This window comes from Rossellomorea aquimaris (genome assembly GCF_001877785.1).
GTDB lineage: Bacteria > Bacillota > Bacilli > Bacillales > Bacillaceae_B > Rossellomorea > Rossellomorea aquimaris_A.
In genome coordinates, this window is record NZ_MINN01000022.1 from 39,224 (window position 1) to 58,332 (window position 19,109).

At 41.8% G+C, this 19,109-nt stretch carries 12 protein-coding genes and 1 pseudogene; 11 read left to right on the forward strand and 2 right to left on the reverse strand.

Annotated elements, in window-relative coordinates:
* Nucleotides 1-12 precede the first annotated feature (12 nt).
* Together BHE18_RS00880 and BHE18_RS00885 are read left to right on the forward strand one after the other, a co-directional pair.
* On the forward strand, nt 13-1,275 hold the full coding sequence (locus BHE18_RS00880) for an extracellular solute-binding protein (protein ID WP_071616881.1): 1,263 nt from the start codon (nt 13-15) through the stop codon (nt 1,273-1,275).
* 180 nt (nt 1,276-1,455) lie between these two features.
* Entirely contained in the window at nt 1,456-3,135 is a 1,680-nt protein-coding gene (locus BHE18_RS00885; protein ID WP_071616882.1) for a glycoside hydrolase family 13 protein, read from the forward strand.
* Between the two features lie 219 nt (nt 3,136-3,354).
* On the opposite strand, the gene BHE18_RS00890 is transcribed toward BHE18_RS00885, so the two are convergent.
* Nucleotides 3,355-3,645 (reverse strand): hypothetical protein, encoded by a 291-nt coding sequence (locus tag BHE18_RS00890; RefSeq protein WP_071616883.1) that lies wholly within the window; start codon nt 3,643-3,645, stop codon nt 3,355-3,357.
* Nucleotides 3,646-3,877: 232 nt separating this feature from the next.
* On the opposite strand from BHE18_RS00890, the gene BHE18_RS00895 reads away from it, so the two are divergent.
* From BHE18_RS00895 to BHE18_RS00910, 4 genes are read left to right on the forward strand one after another with little or no spacing between them, the layout of a single operon-like run.
* The gene (locus tag BHE18_RS00895; RefSeq protein ID WP_071616884.1) at nt 3,878-4,945 is read left to right on the forward strand and encodes a Gfo/Idh/MocA family protein; all 1,068 of its coding nucleotides are present in this window, start codon (nt 3,878-3,880) and stop codon (nt 4,943-4,945) included.
* A gap of 13 nt (nt 4,946-4,958) precedes the next feature.
* On the forward strand, nt 4,959-6,089 hold the full coding sequence (locus BHE18_RS00900) for a Gfo/Idh/MocA family protein (protein ID WP_071616885.1): 1,131 nt from the start codon (nt 4,959-4,961) through the stop codon (nt 6,087-6,089).
* A complete protein-coding gene (locus tag BHE18_RS00905) occupies nt 6,086-6,802 on the forward strand; it encodes a ThuA domain-containing protein (protein WP_071616886.1) in 717 nt (238 codons plus the stop codon). The genes BHE18_RS00900 and BHE18_RS00905 overlap by 4 nt, the downstream gene beginning before the upstream one ends.
* Before the next feature lie 44 nt (nt 6,803-6,846).
* Nucleotides 6,847-11,154, forward strand: a complete 4,308-nt coding sequence (locus BHE18_RS00910) for a glycoside hydrolase family 66 protein (RefSeq protein ID WP_071616887.1) — start codon at nt 6,847-6,849, stop codon at nt 11,152-11,154.
* 271 nt (nt 11,155-11,425) lie between these two features.
* Here BHE18_RS00910 and BHE18_RS00915 read toward each other — a convergent pair whose 3' ends face one another.
* Complete coding sequence (locus tag BHE18_RS00915; RefSeq protein ID WP_071616888.1) at nt 11,426-11,671, reverse strand: helix-turn-helix domain-containing protein; 246 nt, start codon at nt 11,669-11,671, stop codon at nt 11,426-11,428.
* 266 nt (nt 11,672-11,937) lie between these two features.
* On the opposite strand from BHE18_RS00915, the gene BHE18_RS00920 reads away from it, so the two are divergent.
* From BHE18_RS00920 to BHE18_RS00940, 5 genes and pseudogenes are all read left to right on the forward strand, one after another.
* On the forward strand, nt 11,938-12,261 hold the full coding sequence (locus tag BHE18_RS00920) for a nucleoside triphosphate pyrophosphohydrolase (RefSeq protein WP_071616889.1): 324 nt from the start codon (nt 11,938-11,940) through the stop codon (nt 12,259-12,261).
* Between the two features lie 66 nt (nt 12,262-12,327).
* A pseudogene (locus tag BHE18_RS23420) lies at nt 12,328-12,652 on the forward strand (phosphorothioated DNA-binding restriction endonuclease); the annotation flags it as partial.
* A gap of 266 nt (nt 12,653-12,918) precedes the next feature.
* The gene (locus BHE18_RS00930; RefSeq protein ID WP_071616891.1) at nt 12,919-15,693 is read left to right on the forward strand and encodes a class I SAM-dependent DNA methyltransferase; all 2,775 of its coding nucleotides are present in this window, start codon (nt 12,919-12,921) and stop codon (nt 15,691-15,693) included.
* Nucleotides 15,690-17,615 (forward strand): DEAD/DEAH box helicase, encoded by a 1,926-nt coding sequence (locus tag BHE18_RS00935; RefSeq protein WP_071616892.1) that lies wholly within the window; start codon nt 15,690-15,692, stop codon nt 17,613-17,615. The genes BHE18_RS00930 and BHE18_RS00935 overlap by 4 nt, the downstream gene beginning before the upstream one ends.
* Nucleotides 17,608-18,762 carry a GIY-YIG nuclease family protein gene (locus tag BHE18_RS00940; RefSeq protein ID WP_071616893.1) on the forward strand — a complete coding sequence of 385 codons (1,155 nt, stop codon included), beginning with the start codon at nt 17,608-17,610 and terminating at the stop codon, nt 18,760-18,762. The genes BHE18_RS00935 and BHE18_RS00940 overlap by 8 nt, the downstream gene beginning before the upstream one ends.
* Nucleotides 18,763-19,109 lie beyond the last annotated feature (347 nt).

Below are 19,109 nucleotides of genomic sequence, written 5' to 3' on the forward strand. Positions count from 1 at the left end.
GGGATTTCTCACATGTTTCGATTCCGGACAACCATCATACTTATCCTATTGCTGGTACTGAACGCCTGCGGAAATCAACACATCATCGACGATTCAAGGAAACTGAATGTATCTGATGAAAAAAGGGTGGAAGAAATAGAAGTCTGGCATACCTACAGCGATGAAGAAACGAGAATCTTTGAAAACGAGATCATTCCATTATTCGAAGAAAAGTATCCAGGGATCGATGTCAAATCCGTCAGGCAGCCGCATAGCAAGCAGCTGATGTCAGCGCTTATTTCGCGGGCCTCTGTCAACCGGACACCCGATGTCGTCCGGATGGATATTACCTGGATGCCTAAATTTGTCCACCTGGACTTACTCTATACAATCAGTGAGTTTGATGATTTTGACTTGGTCAAAACAAGATTCCTTGAAAATCCCCTTGAGTCGAACCGGTTCAGGGAGGATTATTACGGTCTGCCCCTGAACACGAATACGAAAGCAGCCATTTACAATAAAGAAGCGGTGGAAAAGCTTGGGCTGGAGCACCTTCCCAAAACGATGGATGAATTGATCCGCATCGTAAAGGAAAACAATCTGAAAATCGGTATCAGTGACGTTTCCCCCTGGAACAGCCTCCCCTATTTTTACGGTTTGGGCGGGAAGCTCATGAACGACAAGTATACGAAGGCAAGCGGCTATCTTGATAGCAAAGAGAGCATTAAAGCTTTTAAAGAGCTGTTGGATCTATACCAAAATGGAAACATCCCGTCCGAGGCACTCAGCGGTTATCCGGAGACGTGGCAGAATGTCGGCTCCGGGGATTACTTCATGATTGATGAAGGGCCGTGGTTTTACAGCGTGAGGTCTGAAAACGACTTGGCCCTTGTCAATCAGCGAACGGTTTCAGGCGTATTTCCGAGTAACGGGGAGCAGGGATCGATCCTTGGCGGGGAGAATGCGGTCATCACGAAAGGGACGAAACACCCGAAAGCGTCCTGGACATTCATTAAGTGGATGACGACCGAAGAACCTCAGGGACTTTTGTTAAAAGCAGGCCTGCTCCCGACGAACAAACGGGTGGAACTCTCCAGTATTGCAGAAGAGTATCCTTACTATAAAAGTTATATCGAAAGCATCGACGAAGCCTTCTTAAGGCCGCCGGTGCCGCAGTGGGAAGAAATCAATACTATCCTGACAAATGCCTTCAGAAGCATTTTCAGCGGTGAAGTCAGTGTGGAAGAAGGACTGAAGAAAGCGGCGGCTGATATAGACCGTCAGCTCTCATCATAGAAAGGCTGTTTTCTAAATGATTGTTGATTTACGTCCGTTATTTAGGAGTGCACATGCTCTATTCGAACTCCAGCTTAAATAAGGAATGGGCATACAACCCGAAAATACCCAAGTTCCGGTATTTTCTTGCGTGTAAAGAACAAAGGTTGCGAAAAGAGCCTCATAGAAAGGAAGAGGGAAATGGAGAAGAAATGGTGGAAAGAAAGCGTCGTCTATCAAATTTATCCGAGAAGCTTCAAAGACAGTAACGGAGACGGGATCGGTGATTTGCAAGGAATCATCAGCAAGCTGGATTATCTGAAAGAACTGGGAGTCGGTGTCATCTGGCTGTCCCCCGTCTATGAATCCCCGAATGATGATAATGGATATGATATCAGCGATTACAAAGCCATCATGGACGAATTCGGGACGATGGAAGACTGGGAAGAATTATTGGAAGGTCTGCACAAAAGAGGGATGAAGCTGATGATGGATCTTGTGGTCAATCATTCATCGGATGAACATGCATGGTTCATTGAATCCAGGAAATCGAAAGACAACCCTTACAGGGATTATTACATCTGGCGTCCAGGCAAGGACGGAAATGAACCAAACAACTGGACTTCCTTCTTCAGCGGGTCGGCATGGCAGTATCATGAGGAGACTGACGAATATTTCCTTCATCTATTCAGTAAAAAGCAGCCTGACCTTAACTGGGAAAATCCTGTTCTGAGAAATGAAATCTACGACATGATGAAATGGTGGCTCGATAAAGGGGTCGACGGATTCAGGATAAATGTGATCAACCTGATCTCAAAAGAGGACGGTCTCCCAAGTACGCCTGGAGGAAAGAAATACGACTGGGGCGGGGATTACTTCATGAACGGTCCCCGTGTACATGAGTATCTGCAGGAAATGAACAGGGAAGTGCTCTCAAAATACGATATGATGACGGTCGGGGAATGCCCGGGGGCGTCCCCGGAGGATGCTGCCCGGTATGCCAATGAAGAAGGCACCGAGCTGAACATGATCTTTACCTTCGAACATATGGACCTCGACTCCGGTCCCGGCGGGAAGTGGGACGTCAAGGATTGGACGCTGGCCGATCTCAAGGATGTGATGACCAAATGGCAGAAGGATCTTGAAGGCAGGGGATGGAACAGCCTCTACCTTAACAATCACGATCAGCCAAGAATGGTCTCGAGATTCGGGAACGACCAGGAATACCGCGTTGAGTCGGCTAAGATGCTTGCCACCTTCCTTCACATGATGCAGGGGACACCTTACATCTATCAAGGGGAAGAATTGGGCATGACCAATGTGAAATTCGACTCCCTGGAAGAGTACAACGATATCGAAATCCACAATATGTACCGTGAAAAAGTGACAGAAGGCGGAGAGGATCACGCCAAGATCATGGAAGCCATTTATCGCAAGGGGCGGGACAACGCAAGGACACCGATGCAGTGGGATGACAGTGAACACGCCGGGTTCACGATCGGAACACCGTGGCTGAAGGTCAATCCGAACTACAAGGAAATCAATGCGGAGAATGCGCTGAAAGACCCGTCATCCATCTTCTACTACTACAAGGAATTGAACCGCCTTCGCAAAGAGCATGATATTATCGTCTATGGCACGTACGACCTTATCCTTGAGGATAATCCACAGATCTATGCCTACACACGGTCACTCGGTGAAGAAAAGCTGGTCATCATGTGCAATTTCACAAAGGAAAATGCGACATGTACTTTGCCTGAAGATATCCAGTATGAATCGGCTTCCCTCTTGATCGGCAATTATGTCGAAGGGACGGCAGAAGAGCGTTTAGAAGGACTTCAATTGAGGCCATATGAAGCGAGAGTTTATAGATTGAATTAATAATAGGGAAAAGCAGGCGGGCGGGTACAGGTCCAGTTTGAAATTACAAACTTTTAATTAACAAACGAAATGTTTGAGCTATTCGCTGCGCAAACAATGTTATTTGCATATAAAAGCGGTCAGAGAATGATGTCCCTCTGACCGTTTTTTTTAGCTGCCATTATTCGAATAAGAAGACCGGCAAGACAGTTCATCCTCGGGCGGGTTTTGGGTCTCTGTCTAAAACAAATCGGGTCTTCTCTGTGAAAAGTAATACGGACGACTTTCTATAAAATCAATCGCTTTATAATCACTTAAGGTTTCAGTTTTCTCTTCTTCAAATCGTTCATTTTCCTTACCGTCAAAGAATTTGCCTGTAGTAATCTTCGTAACCTCAATAGCACCGCCGGAAACACTCATTTCTATTTGATAACTATTTTTACTGTAACCATCACTGTATGGTTGATACGTATGACTAATACCATCAAATTCTCCTGCTTTAAGGGCAGCTAAAACTTCTTCTCTTTTCAATTGACCATTCCTTTCTGACACAAGTGCGTCAATTATAACGTGCTAACACCAATTTTATATATATTTTCATTTCTTGATCAAAATTCATATTTTTTAAGCTTTTAATTTTCATACTGAAAGAGTGTTTTATATACACAAGTGAGTGTCATAAGTTAAGCGCTTTCATTCTAGCTATTCTACTGTCCGAAGGTTCTCTTTACAATAGGAAGTAAGAAGGGGAGGGGGAACGAAATTGACAAAAAATCAATCAATCAGGGTCGGCCTGATCGGACTTGGCGGAATGGCCAATGCACACCGGAAGATGATCTCTGAACTGGAGCGGATTCAATTGAGCGCTCTTTGCGATGTGAACGATGAACTCCTGCATAAGGTGGGAGATGAAGAGGGAATCGGGAAAGAGAAGCGGTTCATTGAAATGGAGTCACTCATCCAGGATCCGGATGTTGATGCCGTCATTTCGATTGTGCCGAATGATCTGCATGCGAACGTATTGGAACTGTGCATCCGGCATCAGAAACCAATTATGGCAGAAAAGCCGTTTACCTTGAATTTCAAGGAAGCGGAATATCTGGCGGAACTCTATGAGAAGACACCGATTCCCTGCATGGTCGGTTTTTCGTACCGTTATATACCGGCTTTCAGATATGCGAAGAAACTGCTCCAAGAAAATAAGATCGGCACCCTCCGTCATATGGAGGTCCGTTATCTTCAATCGTTCGGTGCGCCGATCTTTGATGTCCCGTATTTATGGAGGTTTAATAAGGTGGTTACCGGGACCGGAGCACTCGGAGATCTCGGCGCCCATATGATTGACAGCGCAAGGTTCCTTGTCGGGGAATTCAAATCAGTATCTGCGTTAATGAGAACCTTTGTCCCCGAACGCAGGGATCCGGCAAGCGGCAGCATGCACAAAGTGGAAGTGGATGATTACGCCAGTTTCCTAGCCGAGCTTGAGAACGATGTGGCGGGCACATTCCTGACGACGAGGAATGCAATCGGTTCCGGGAATCAGCATGAAGTGACGTTGTACGGAGATATCGGGACGATACACGTCAATTGTGAAAAACCGGATGAAGTTCTGTTTAGTTTAGTGGATGCCAAGGAGCTTAAAACAACGAAAGAGATCTTGGAAGTTCCGGCGGGCTACAGGCGCCAGCAGCTGGAGGATTTCATCGCTTTAGTGACTGGACAGGAGCAAGAAGGGATTCCTGACTTTCATGATGGCTATCGAAATCAAAAAGTGCTGGAGCGCATCATCGAGTCAGCTGAAAAGGGCCGGTCAGTAAACATAGACGAATAGAAAGGAGATATGTATGAGTGATCAAAAAGTAAAGATTGCCGTCGCAGGAGCCGGTTCATTCACGGACCTGTGGTATCTTCCTATTTTGAAGAAACATCCCTCCGTCATCCTCAAGGCAATCTGCAGTCAAAATGGAACCAATGCAGACAGGCTGGCTGCCAAATACGGCATACCGTCAAGCTGCCGGTCCTACAGGGAAATGCTTGAAGAAGACATTGACGGCATCTGCATAGTGACCCCGAACGTCAGCCATCACGAGATTTCCTTGCTGGCAGCAGGAAAGCAAATCAATGTCATGTGCGAAAAGCCGTTAGCAATGAACACTGAGCAGGCAAAGGCGATGAGGGAAGCGGCAGAACGAAACAACATCATCCATGGAGTGAATTTTACGTATCGGGAAAATCCAGCCGTCGTCCGGATGAAGGAACTGATTGAGGACGGGTTGATAGGCAGGGTATATGATGGCAAATTTGAGTATTCAGGTGATTACGGATTATCTGGACCGCCCGGATGGCGCGGCACGAGTTCTGTGGGAGGAAGAGGCGGTGTTCTTGCTGACTTGGGTTCGCATCTCATAGACGCCGTCCACTATATCCTTGGTGAAAACATCGAGCATGTATCGGCTTCCCTTTCGTATTTGGAAGGCGGGAGTATGAAAAGGGCGGCCGACTTGGAAGATAAAGACCGTTCTGCGGATTCCGCCTTCTTCCAAGCTTCGTTTCCATCAGGAATCCAGGGATCCTTTTATACCAGCTGGGTTTCAACCCAGGGGGACCGGAACCAGACAATCGATCTGATGGTGAAAGGCGGGAAAGGGGCTCTGCAGCTCCTCTCCAGCGAATTGGGAATCAGGTTGAGGTACGCACCGGTAAACGGTCCCTGGGAGGATATAAAACTAGCAAACATATATCCGTGGGATGATGCGGCCGAGCCATCCGAAGAACGATTCCGTCCATGGCGTTTTACTGAAAAGAACGAAATTTGGAAGTGGGTGGACGCCATAAACGAAAAGAAAGAACTGGACAGGCCGACATTCAGGGATGGTTACGTCGTACAGCGGGTGATCGATTCCGTTCTCTTATCCGATCAATTGAGAAAAGAAGTAGCCGTAAAAGAACTTGAAAAAATGGAGGAATCACAATGATCAGAGTGACAATCTGGAATGAATATCGACATGAACAAACGAATCCGGCTGTACAGGAGATCTATCCTGCCGGCATCCATCAGGCGCTTGCCGGTTTCCTGCAGGAAGAGTTCGAAGTGAAGACAGCAACGCTTGATGAAGCGGAGCACGGGCTAACGGACAACATCCTCAATGAAACCGATGTGCTGATCTGGTGGGGACATATCGCCCATGATGAAGTAAGTGACCACATTGTAGAGAAAGTGAAGGAACGGATCCTTGATGGGATGGGATTCATCCCGCTGCACTCCGCCCATAATTCTAAAGTCTTCAAGGTGCTGATGGGCACCAGGACGGGCGAACTGAAGTGGCGTGAAGCCGATGATAAAGAAAGGCTTTGGGTTGTGGAGGAAGGTCATCCGATCGTGAACGGCATCCCGGAAGTCATCGAACTCGAGAATGAAGAAATGTACGGCGAGCGTTTCGGCATCCCGAAGCCTGACGAGCTCATTTTCATCAGCTGGTTCTCGGGTGGAGAGGTGTTCAGGAGCGGCTGTACATACCGGCGCGGAAGAGGGAAAATCTTTTACTTCAGACCGGGACATGAAACCTATCCGACGTATTATCACAAAGACATTCAGCAGGTGATCAGGAATGCGGTGCTGTGGGCAAGTCCTGAACAGGGTTCCCCTGAGCTGAAACTGGGGAATGTCCAGCCGCTCGAAAGCAGGTAAATACGGCAGGGTTCAGTCCCTGCCAATACATGAGGAGGAAGGAAATGAATATCAATCGAAAATTGAAACTGCCTCTGGCCGGCCTGGTTGCCTTCAACCTTGCCCTGACACCATTCACGCTGCCCCAAGATGCTGCAGCCAAAGACAATCAAAAAGAGACCGTGCAAAAAGCCCAAAGCAAAAAAAATCTCCCGGCAGAACCGATCTCTGCATTCCTTGTAGACAAATCGAGGTATAATCCCGGTGAAAAAGTGAAGCTCTCCCTCTTATTCAACACCGAAAAAGAGTGGAAAGGCGATCTCCAACTAGAAGTCTATCATCTCAATGAAAAAGTCGCGGAGGGCAGCAAGAAGATCCACGTGAAAAACGGCCTGAAAGGGATAGAGGTGGATTGGACACCGCCGTCAGATGATTTTAAAGGATATCTAGTAAAAGCCTCATTCAAGGGATCCGACCAAATCGTCACGGCAGCCATCGATGTCTCAAGTGACTGGACCCAGTATCCCCGTTATGGTTATGCAACCGAATTCCCTCAAGAAACAACAGCCGAAAGTGAAAAGAAGATGAAGCAGCTGACCCAGGAGTATTATTTGAATGGATTCCAATTCTATGATTGGATGTGGCGCCATGATGTATCCGTCTACTCGAAGACCGACAGTGAAGGGAACCCCGTACTTGATGAAGACGGAAACTTCATCACTGAAGATATCGATAAAGACACGGCTTATAATGATCTGCTCGGACGCAAGCTTTATCCGATCACGGTGAAGCAGCAGATCGATGCAGCGCAGAAATACAATGCGGCAGCCATGGCTTATCAAATGAACTATGCCGCAAGGGAAAACTATGAAGCTTTCGGGGTGAAGAAGGAATGGGGACTGTATAAGAAGAATGCTAGTTTCCCGGACCCTTCTTTAAGCGACCAGGAAGGATTCTATTTCGACTGGGTGAACCCGCCGACCGGACTCTACCTCCAGGACCCGGGGAACACCGAATGGCAGGAATACATCAACCGGGAGTTTGTGAGGGGTGTAAATGAATTCGGCTTCGACGGGATGCACCTCGATCAGTGGGGATTCCATGACAACGATTATCTTTATGACTATGAAGGCAATAAACGCCACTTCTCGAAAGACTATGATTCTCTTATCAACTCGGTAAAGGGCTCACTGACCGACAACGATAAATCCAAGAACTTTGTCACCTTCAATATGGTCGGGGGCAACGACGGATATAGTGACGTGCCGCGGCCGTCTACACAGACCGACTTTGACTACAGCGAAATCTGGCAGGATAAAGATCACTACCGCGACTTACTGAAGGTAGTGGAAGAAACAAGGGAAACGAACGGCGGGAAAGCAGTCGTCATTGCCGGATACATGAACTACAAGCAGGCGACCGGCGAGCATTACAACGTCGCGGATGTAGAGGGAGTGCCGAGGTCCGAACATTTCATCTCCCGGATTCAGAAGATGCCTGGATGGGTAGGGGATTTCGGGATGAAAGATGAAGACCAAATCATCTGGAAGGTCGATGCACCAGAGTCCGGCACCTATACGGTGGACCTTAAGTACGGCCATGACAACGGGGAAAGCCCTGTCGGGAAAATCCACGTGAATGACGCTCTCGTAAAAGACGCGATTCCATTCAGTGAGAAGACCGGCTGGGGGAACCCGGTTGCGGAAACAAGCCTTACAGCCGATCTGCAAGAAGGGGAAAACGAGATCAAGCTGTCACTGAACACAAATAATTTATGGCTTAACGTAGACAGTCTCGTCCTTAAAAAAGAAGACTATGAGAAAGAGTATGAAGCAGAGGATGCTGAACTGATCAGCAGTAAAGTTGATAAGCATGGCCATGTATACAATTTTGATACGGACGGCGATTTCATTGAATTCACCGTCGATGCCTCCGAAGCCGGAACATATCCGGTCAGCTTCCAGTACGGTGTGGAAAGCACAACGGTCAGCCGCCACCTGTATGTGAATGGGGAACTGGTGAGTGATTCTATCCAACTGGATCCGACTGGCGGGTGGGAATCGTTCCAAGCAACGGAAGAGACGTCGGTCAAGCTCAAATCAGGTGAGAACAAGATAAAACTGAAAGCCGACGGCGTCAATGATACAGGTGCAAAAATCGACTATCTATCTGTAGGGGAGGACCGTTATCAGGCAGAAAAAGCCGAAGTCGGCTGGGAACCATCACAGGAGCCGCTCATAAAAGCGGATGACGACGGAGTCACGGACTTCAAACAGCAGGGAGACTTCATTTCCTTCCCGATGAATGCCGGGGAATCGAAAGAAACGGCCATTTCTGTCAGATATCAAAATCCTGGAGAAGAAACGAAACGCAGCATCTTTGTTAATGGAAAGAAGGCAGGTATTATGACGCTGCCACCAACTGCAGAAAGTCAATGGGGAACAGCGGAAGTATCCATCTATCTGTACAACGGGGAAAATAAGATTTCCATCCAGAAGGAAGAAGAAACTGAAGAAACAGGCATAGCCATCGATAAGATCGAATCTGGATCTCAAGTAATAGAAGCTGAAGAAGCGGAACTTGGCTGGCTTCCGGTCGTTTCAAGGACAAGCGAAGTATCGGTCGACCCTGGCTATACGAATAACTTCGGAAACAAAGGCCAGCGTGTCCTGTTCAACGTCAACAATAAGGAAGAAACCGATACACTCAGCTTCAAATACAGGACGGCGAATAACCCTCATATCAACATCTATGTGGACGGAGAGCTGATTCCTTCCAATAATCAATATGTGGACGGCAAGACGGTTTCCGAAACGGTTTTCTCAAGCACCCCGGGAGGCTGGGACGGAGCCATGGTGGAGAAGACCATCAACGCCAAGGTACCGCCTGGAGAGCATGAAGTGATCTTCGAAATGGCTTCAAACGGGGAATACATCAATCTCGACAGTATGAATGCAGGCGGCGTGGAGTATCAGGTGGAAGAAGCCGATTTTGCCCCTGAAGGCCATGGGATCACCACCACTACAGGGCATATCTATGACTTCAAGGATGAAGGCGACTTCCTGAACTTTGCCGTCGAAGTGCCTGAAGCCGGTTCATATGACTTGAAATGGAGATACAACAATGATTCAGCTTCAAAACGAGAGGCTCAACGTGCAGTCTTTGTCAACAAAGAGAAAGCGGGCGAGGTCGTATTTTCATCTTCGAATGGCTGGGAAGATCTTGAGATGAAGAATATTCAGCTGGAAGAAGGCCGGAACATCATCAGGATGGAAGTCCAGGATATAGATGATGACGGCGTCAAGCTGGATTATCTTCAAATAGGAAATCAACGGATACATGCAGAAACGGCAGACAGTCTATCCCCGATGCACATCTATAAGGATACACTGCTGAACTTTGGTCATACGGGCGATGAAGTGACCTTCGACGTCGATGTCACTGAAAAAGGGGAAACAAGTTTCATCTTCACGTATGCGAACGCCGGAAGCGACACGGAGCGAACCATCTATGTCGACGGCGAGCCTGTCCTTGATGAGAACGGCAAGCCCTACAAAGTCGTCTTTAAAAGCACCGGCAATATCGATTCATACAGCGAAGACGGATATGTCGTACTGCCTGAGCTGTCGGCAGGAAAGCATGAAATCACACTGAAGCAGGAAGAAGGACAACAAGGAACGATCCACCTGCGCCGTATGACCATCGGATTATTCGACGAACCTTCCGTCCGCCTGATGGACGCAGGCCTCGCCGCCATGGGAGCGACCCATATCGAAATCGGCACTGCCGAAAAATTCGAGGAAGGGCCGAACATGCTGGCTCACGAATACTACCCGAACCGCAGCAAGAAAATGAGCGGATCACTCAAAGAATCAATGAAAGACTACTACAAATTCTTCGCCGCCTATGAAAACATTCTGTTCGACAGCACCCAGACAGATAAGCAAGTAAAAGTCGAGACCGGCGGGAAAGAAGTCAACGTGAGTGACAACGGCGAGCAGAACAGCATCTGGTCCATCGTCAGGGATAACAAGGACAATAAAGGCTTTGAAGATTATGAGGTCGTTCACCTTATCAATCTATTAAACAACGACTCGAACTGGAGAAACGCAGCTGCTAAGCCTGAGACTCAAAAAGAGCTGACGGTGAGATACCCGATTGGTCAGTCAGCTGAAGAACTGCCGAAACTTAAAGTTTATGCAGCAAGCCCTGACAAACGAGAAGGGATGATGGAGGAACTTGAGTACAGCTGGAATCAGGATGAATTGGTCATTACTGTTCCGAGCTTGGAGTATTGGGAGATCCTTGTGATTGATCGTGATGGGGTAGAGGGAGAAAAACCGTCGAAGATTAAGATTAAGAATAAGAAGTAACACCTTTAGTGGAATGTAATAAAAGAAGCAGCAGCTTACCGGCGTAAGTTGCTGCTTTCTTTCTTAGCTAACTTAATAACTTCCTTCACATCAGAACCCCTATAAACGGCAGTCTTACTATTATTATCTGTAAAATAGATCTCCCCATATTCATGTTCACGGGTAAAGCCGAGAATCATAAAATTGTATGTTTGCTTATCTTTTAATAGGATGAATTCTTGTTTTTTGATGTTAATACCCCCAATTGACTACCAAGTCAATCTTCTTAACTTCATCTCTTTTTTATCTTAGCGAATTCCTTGAAAAACAGGTCCATACTAATTCCTGTTTTATTATGTATGATGCACAGTGTTAGAGCACTAGGGATTCTTTGCCCGCGCTCGATCATCCCGTAGCCTTCTTCTGACAATTCAGTTGTCTCAGCAAACTCAGCCTGGGTCATTCCAAGTTCATATCTTCCCCGTTTCAAATGTTCACCCAGTAATTTCGCAAATGGTTGATTTTCTTCTTTTACCAAAGGTTTCTCCCCTTTTTACAATCATTATCAAATCGGGGAAAACCCAGCACCACAAACAGGTAGTTGGATTATTACAAAATATGTAAAATACTTAAAATTTATTTTTTCTCTGTCTTTATCAGAAGAAATTCCTACTTGCCGATCTACTATTAAGGAATAGATGGTCAGAAGCTTACATAGAGAAATGTTCAGAAAGTGGGGGAGTATTCCTGGCTCCCTATTAAAATGCTAAAATATAGATATTATAAAAACAGGAGGTCACTAATATGCCGACCTATAACAAGTTAGTCCGGGATAAAATCCCCGAAATCATTGAAAGTAAAGGGAAGAAGTTTTCAATCAAGGTACTGAACGATGAAGACTACATAAAGTATTTGAAAGTAAAGGCTTATGAGGAACTGGATGAGTACTGTGCTGCTGATACGGATGGAGAAGCAGTGGAAGAGCTTGCTGATCTGTTAGAGGTTTTCAGGGCTTTGGCCAAGCAGCATGGATCTTCTATAGAGGAAGTGGAAGCAGTGCGGATAGAGAAGGCTGAGAAGCGTGGGGGATTTGAGGAGAAGGTGTTTTTGATTGGAGTAGAGGATTGATTCAATTGAATTTGTATCTGATCTAATATATAGGGGAAAATAAATCTCTAAGCAAGGTGGAAACTAATGAACAGCTTTGAATTAAAAGATAAAATCAACAACCTGTCCATATGGAAGAAAGGGGATCAGAGAGCCCCTCATAAGCCGTTATTAATTTTATTAGCATTGGGACAGCTTCAAGCGGACAAACCCAGATTCATAAGTTATGAAGTTACTAGGGAGAAGCTAACAGAGCTGCTGAGGGAATTCGGACCGCTCAGGAAGTCCTATCTATCACCCTAAAGATCTTTTTGTTCTACTGAGAGACGGGGTCAAGCTAATAGATTTAGATGTGGATGGAAATATTCAAAGTACTCATCAGTTAATGGAGCATAAAGTTGTAGGTGGGTTTTAACAATGTGGATCATTTGTTACCCTTAGATTTCTAATGAATTTAAAATAATTCAATAAACGTTTCTAAAAAATTTCTCGAAAGTAGATTACTATTAAACCCATACTATTTCATATGATTCATATTTGTTCAAAAACCTATTAGTTATTTAAAAATTACCTCATCCTTCTCGTCTTAAATTGTTTTTCTATCTGTAACACTAAAAGCCTTAAATGAATTTTGCTATAATAGTACCAATAGTAACTAATTAAAGGACTGAAATTCATATGTCAAAGAAATATATATTATCCATTACAGAAATTGAAGATAAAGTTAAAACAATTGTTAAAAATTTTAATGAAGACACTTTTATTGAAGAGTTTTTAGGACTTTTTGATATTCCTAAAACAAGTATCACACGTGCAAGATCCAGTGAAGGCGATTTTTTTATAAGAAATAAAGTTCGTTATCGTAAAGTTGAAAATAATCCACTACAAGCTATCGATGAAATTGAGCAGGAAATTTTATCTCAAAACCAAAGGCCACGCTATATTATCTCAACGGACTTTAAAATGCTTTATGCAAAAGACACAAAAACAAATGATTCGCTTGCTATCCACTTAGAAGATTTACCAACTTCTGCAGAGTTCTTCCTTGCATGGAATGGGATAGAGAAAGCAGATTATCAAAAAGAGAGCCCAGCGGATATTAAAGCTGCGGAGCGTTTCACAAAACTCTATGATGAATTGGTCAAGATCAATCCAAATAATGACGCTAAAGGTAAACCTTTTAACCTTTTTTTAATTCGTACACTTTTTTTGTACTTCTGTGAAGATACAGAAATTATCACTAAAGGTTCATTTACTAATATTCTTAAGACAAGAACTGCATCTAATGGAAGTAATCTGAATTCAGTCATTAAAGAATTATTTTTAACTTTAGATGTTCCTGAAAACCTAAGATACAATACGCCTAAATGGTTAAAAAAACTCCCATACGTAAATGGAAAGCTTTTTAAAGAACCACATCTTGACTTGAATTTTAGCACTTTAACCCGAAAACTTCTAATCGAAGCTGGTGAAATGCTTAACTGGAATGAAATAAATCCTGATATTTTGGGCTCGATGATTCAAACTGTTGCAAATAAAGAAGAACGTCAAGTTTCAGGTATGCACTACACGAGCGTGCCCAATATAATGAAAGTAATTAAGCCACTATTTTTGGACAATCTTCAAGCGGAATATGAAAGACTTTCTGAACGAGCGTATAATTACTTAGAACGAGAGATTACTGAAAAACAAAGACGAGAACAACAACGTAACATTATTAAAGAACTAAATAGTTTGCTTGAACGAATGAGTAAAATTAAGTTTTTAGACCCTGCCTGTGGATCTGGTAATTTTTTGATTATTGCCTACAAAGAACTTCGCAGGCTTGAAATCCAAATCCTTATAAAAATTCGTGAAATCCAGGACGCTTTAAAGGAAAAGAATGTTTATCAAGGAGAATTTCTAAAGCAATCTAAAATTAAGCTAAACCAATTCTCAGGTATTGAGATTGATGATTTCGCACATGAAGTGGCTAAACTTTCTCTTTATATTGTTGAACATCAAATGAATGTAGAAATGATTGAATCTCTAGCGGACTATCAACCTAAAATTCTTCCACTTCAAGAATCAGGGAATATTGTACACGGTAATGCTCTACGTTTGGATTGGAAACAAGTTGTTCCTTATGAGACTGATGATGAAGTTTATATTATGGGGAACCCACCTTATATTGGTGCAAAACTTCAAAGTAAAATTCAGAAAAAAGATTTAGAAATTGCGATCAGCCCAGTTTTGAATTATAAGAAACTTGATTATATTTCTGGTTGGTTCTATAAAGCAACAAAATATATCTTTGAAATAAATGCTCAATATGCTTTTGTTACGACAAATTCGATAAACCAAGGTGAGCAAGTAAGTCAACTATGGAATGAATTGTTGAAATATGGAGACATTTCTTTTGCTTACCCTTCCTTCAAATGGGGAAATAGTGCTGCAAATAATGCTGGAGTTACGGTTGCAATAATAGGATTTTCAAGTAAAAATAAAAGTCGAAAAATACTTTATATTGATGATATTGCAAGTTATGGTTCTAATATCAATCCGTATTTAACATTCGGAAACAATATTATTGTTAAAAACTCAAATGAAAATTTTGCTGATTTACCTCAAATGGTCATGGGTAATATGCCAAGAAGCAAATATCTAGTTTTCGAGCGAGAAGAAAAAGACAGGTTAGTTAATAAATACCCTGAAACAGCTCAATTTTTTAAAAAGTATATTGGTTCACAAGGTTTTATTAAAGGTGAATATCGCTATACGCTCTGGTTAGAAGAGCAAGATTATATTAAGCTAAAAACTATTCCAGAATTCGCTCAAATTTTTAGCCAAGTTTCTGTAGAACGTTCAGGAGAAAAGTCAGCAGAATCTACAAAAGAATATGCTAAGAAGCCATGGCTATTTGTTCAACGGGGAGAATGGGACAAGGCAAATAAATCTGGAAAAATAAAGGGAAAACAAACATTAGTTGTTCCAAAGGTCTCTTCAGAAACCAGAGACTATGTACCAATTGGATTTGTAGAAGATGATACAATAATTTCAGATCTTGCTATGGTTGTTTACGATGCACCGATTTGGCTCCTCGGCATCCTAGAATCTCGAATGCATATGACTTGGTTACGTGCAGTTGGTGGGAAATTGAAAACAGATTATCGCTATTCTGCAGGAATGGTTTACAATACTTTCCCAATTCCCAAGCTGTCAACAAACCGCAAAAATATCCTTGAAGAAGCCGTTTTAGAAATGTTGGATGTCCGTGAAGAAGAAGGGGGTACTCTTGCTGAGCTATATGGAGGTGCGAATAAACCAATGAACGGAAGATTGCGCGAAGCACACGAAAAAATTGATGGTGTTGTGGAGCGCGCTTATAAGCAAGAGCCTTTTAAATCTGATGAGGAACGATTGAGTGTGTTGTTGAAGCTTTATCAAGAAAAGGTAAGTGAGGAGAAAATATGACTTCAAATATTTTTGAAATTAATTACAATGGTACTGGACATAGTCAAAATATAAATACATTAGGGATGCGTGAGATGCAGGCACGTGTTTATGAGAAACGTACCTCACAATATCTATTGGTAAAAGCTCCCCCTGCATCAGGGAAATCACGTGCTTTGATGTTCGTAGCTCTGGATAAGCTAATGAATCAAGGAATAAAAAAAGCAATTATTGCAGTTCCTGAACGTTCTATTGGAAAATCATTCCAAAGTACAGAACTCGTAAAAACTGGATTCTTCTCTGATTGGTTTATTAATCCTCAAAATAACCTTACGGATCGTGGAACAAGTGAGAGTAAAGTGTCACGATTTGTGAAATTTATAAGTTCATCAAATCCAGAAGACAATATCATGGTTTGCACTCATGCAACTTTACGCTTTGCTTTTAATCAATTGAATAACTCGGATTTTGATAATGTTTTACTTGCCATTGATGAGTTTCATCATGTATCACAAGATAATAATTCTGTTCTTGGTAATGCGATACGTAATATTATGGGGAATTCTTCTGCGCATATCGTAGCGATGACTGGCTCCTACTTCCGTGGGGATTCAGTCCCGATTTTGGAGCCAACTGACGAACAAAAATTTGATAAGGTAATTTATACTTATTATGAACAACTTGAGGGATATAAATATTTAAAAAGTTTTGCAATGGGTTATAGTTTCTATAGAGGGCGTTATACAGATGCTCTTTCAGAAGTTTTGAACACTTCAAAGAAAACAATTATCCATATCCCAAATGTAAATTCTGGTGAATCAACCAAAGATAAATATGATGAAGTTGATCGTATTTTAGAAGAATTAGGTGATGCTAAATTTGATGAAAATACAGGGCTTTGGCTAGTAACTGAAGAATCTGGAAGAGTATTAAAAATTGCCGATTTAGTTAACGAGGATGGTCGTGAAAAGGTTCAAGAATATATCCGAAATATGGCTAAAATTGATGACTTGGATATTATTATCGCCCTTGGTATGGCAAAAGAAGGATTTGATTGGCCATTTGCGGAATATGCTTTAACAATCGGATATCGTAACTCATTAACTGAAATCGTGCAAATTATTGGGCGAGTGACACGTGATAGTTCAAATAAAAATCATGCACAATTCACTAATTTAATTGCTCAACCAGATGCGCAAGATGATGAAGTCATGTTTGCGGTTAATAATGTTATGAAGGCAATCACAGCAAGTCTTTTGATGGAATCAGTTTTGGCTCCAAACTTTAACTTTAAGCGTAAGGATAATGGTGATCAAAAATCAAATGGAACAAATATTTTTATCAAAGGTTTAAAGGAGCCAAGTACAAATCGTTCAAAAGATATTATTCAAAACGATTTAAATGATTTAAAAGCTTCTGTTTTACAAGATAATCAAATTCAGCAAGCCATTGCTGCTGGCGTAGAAGCGAAAGTAATTAATAAACAGCTAATACCGCGTGTGATTATGAATACTTACCCTGATTTAACAAATGATGAGACTGAGGAGGTACGTCAGCACTTGGTTGCACAATCTGTCATTCAATCTGCTGAACGTGAAGAAGGAATTAGCGGAAAACAATTCCTCAAAATGGCAAATAAATTTATAAACATTGATGAAATTGCCATTGATTTAATTGATCAAGTGAATCCTTTCCAACGTGCATATGAAGTAATTTCAAAAGAGATTGATGCACCAACCTTACGATTTATACAAGATTATATGGATGGTATAAAATTTATTTTTTCTGAAGATGAATTAATTATGTTGTATCCTCAAATTGTTCAATTTAAAAAAGAAAATGGAAGAATTCCAGATAAGTCTAGCTCAGACCAATATGAGCAAAGACTGGCATATGCTTTATTAAGATTGGAGCAATTAAGGAGAGAGAGACAAGATGGATAAGCTTAATCTTGATGATATTTTTTCAGATCCAATTTTTGATGAACTAATAGCAGAATCTCCTAATAGAGAAGTTAAGCGAATTGACCCAGAATTTGAAAGATTTAAAGAGATTATTACTTGGATAAAAAATCACGGTGGAAAAGAGCCTGGAAAATCTCGTGATATGACAGAAAGAAAGTTATATTCCAGACTTAAGGGCTATCGAGATAAGCCAGAAATGATAAAGAAGCTAGCAGAGATTGATGAACTAAACTTGTTTGATAGTAAAAATATAGTAATTGAAAATCCAATGAAAAATCCTGAATCTCTTGATGATATTCTCAATGATGACACGCTTTTTGGGAGTAAAGAAAAAGTTGATTCATTACTTGATTTGTCTAGATATAAGAGAACAATTAGTGCGGCTGATAAATATAGCGTTCGGAAACGAGCTAGCCATTTTGAACGTTATGAACCTTTATTTAAACTTGCTCAAAAAGAAATTGCAAATGGCACTAGGAAAATAGTACCGGTGGATACTGAAAAAAATATTATGCCAGGTAAATTTTATATTGATAATGGAATTCTACTGTATATTCTATCTATAGGTGATTATTATATAGATAAAAATGGTTATCGTAACGCAAAGCTTCACCTTATTTATGAAAATGGAACTGAAAACAAAGGCATTTTACTTAGATCTTTTGCATCCAATCTCTTTGATAAAACTCGTCATGGTAGAATGGTAACGGAAGTAATGAGTGATGTTATAGGAGAAACAACTGTTGAAGAAAGATCTGCTGAATATTTAACTACTGGCTATATTTATGTAGTCAAATCACTTAGCTCTAATCCTGAAATATCAAAGTATCAAAATCTTTATAAGATTGGTTTTGCTAGCGAAAGTGTTGAAAAACGTATTAGAAATGCGGAAAATGAACCCACTTATCTATATGCACCTGTGAAAGTTGTTGCAACCTGGGAAGTTCAGAACTTTAATGGTCGAAAATTAGAAACAGTTTTACATCATAGATTTGCAGATCAGCAATTACAAATTTCTGTTCCAACAGCAAATGGGAAATTTGAAAATCCTAAAGAATGGTATATAGTTTCTTTGGAGGAAATTGAAGCAAATATAAATGATATTATTGTGAAATTGAATATATAATTTAAAATTAGTTAGCTTTTAAAGTTTCTTCGTTAAATGCTTCCTCTGCTATTGAGGTGTTAGTAATTCAAGAAGATTGGTTCGATTAAAGTTATTAAATATTCAACAAGATGAAAGGTAGTGGCTATTTGTCCGCTACCTTTTTTAATTATAAGAAGAACCTTATAACATTATTTAGAAAATAAATTATAATATTTAGTTAAATAGGTAAAATATTAAAAAGGGATAATTTTATAATAAAATGAAATAATTTTTATAAAGAAGAAACCTGGCTCATTATACTGCAACTATTATTTAAGTACATACTTGAAGTCCATACCACCATATCGAATTTAGTATATGTAAAG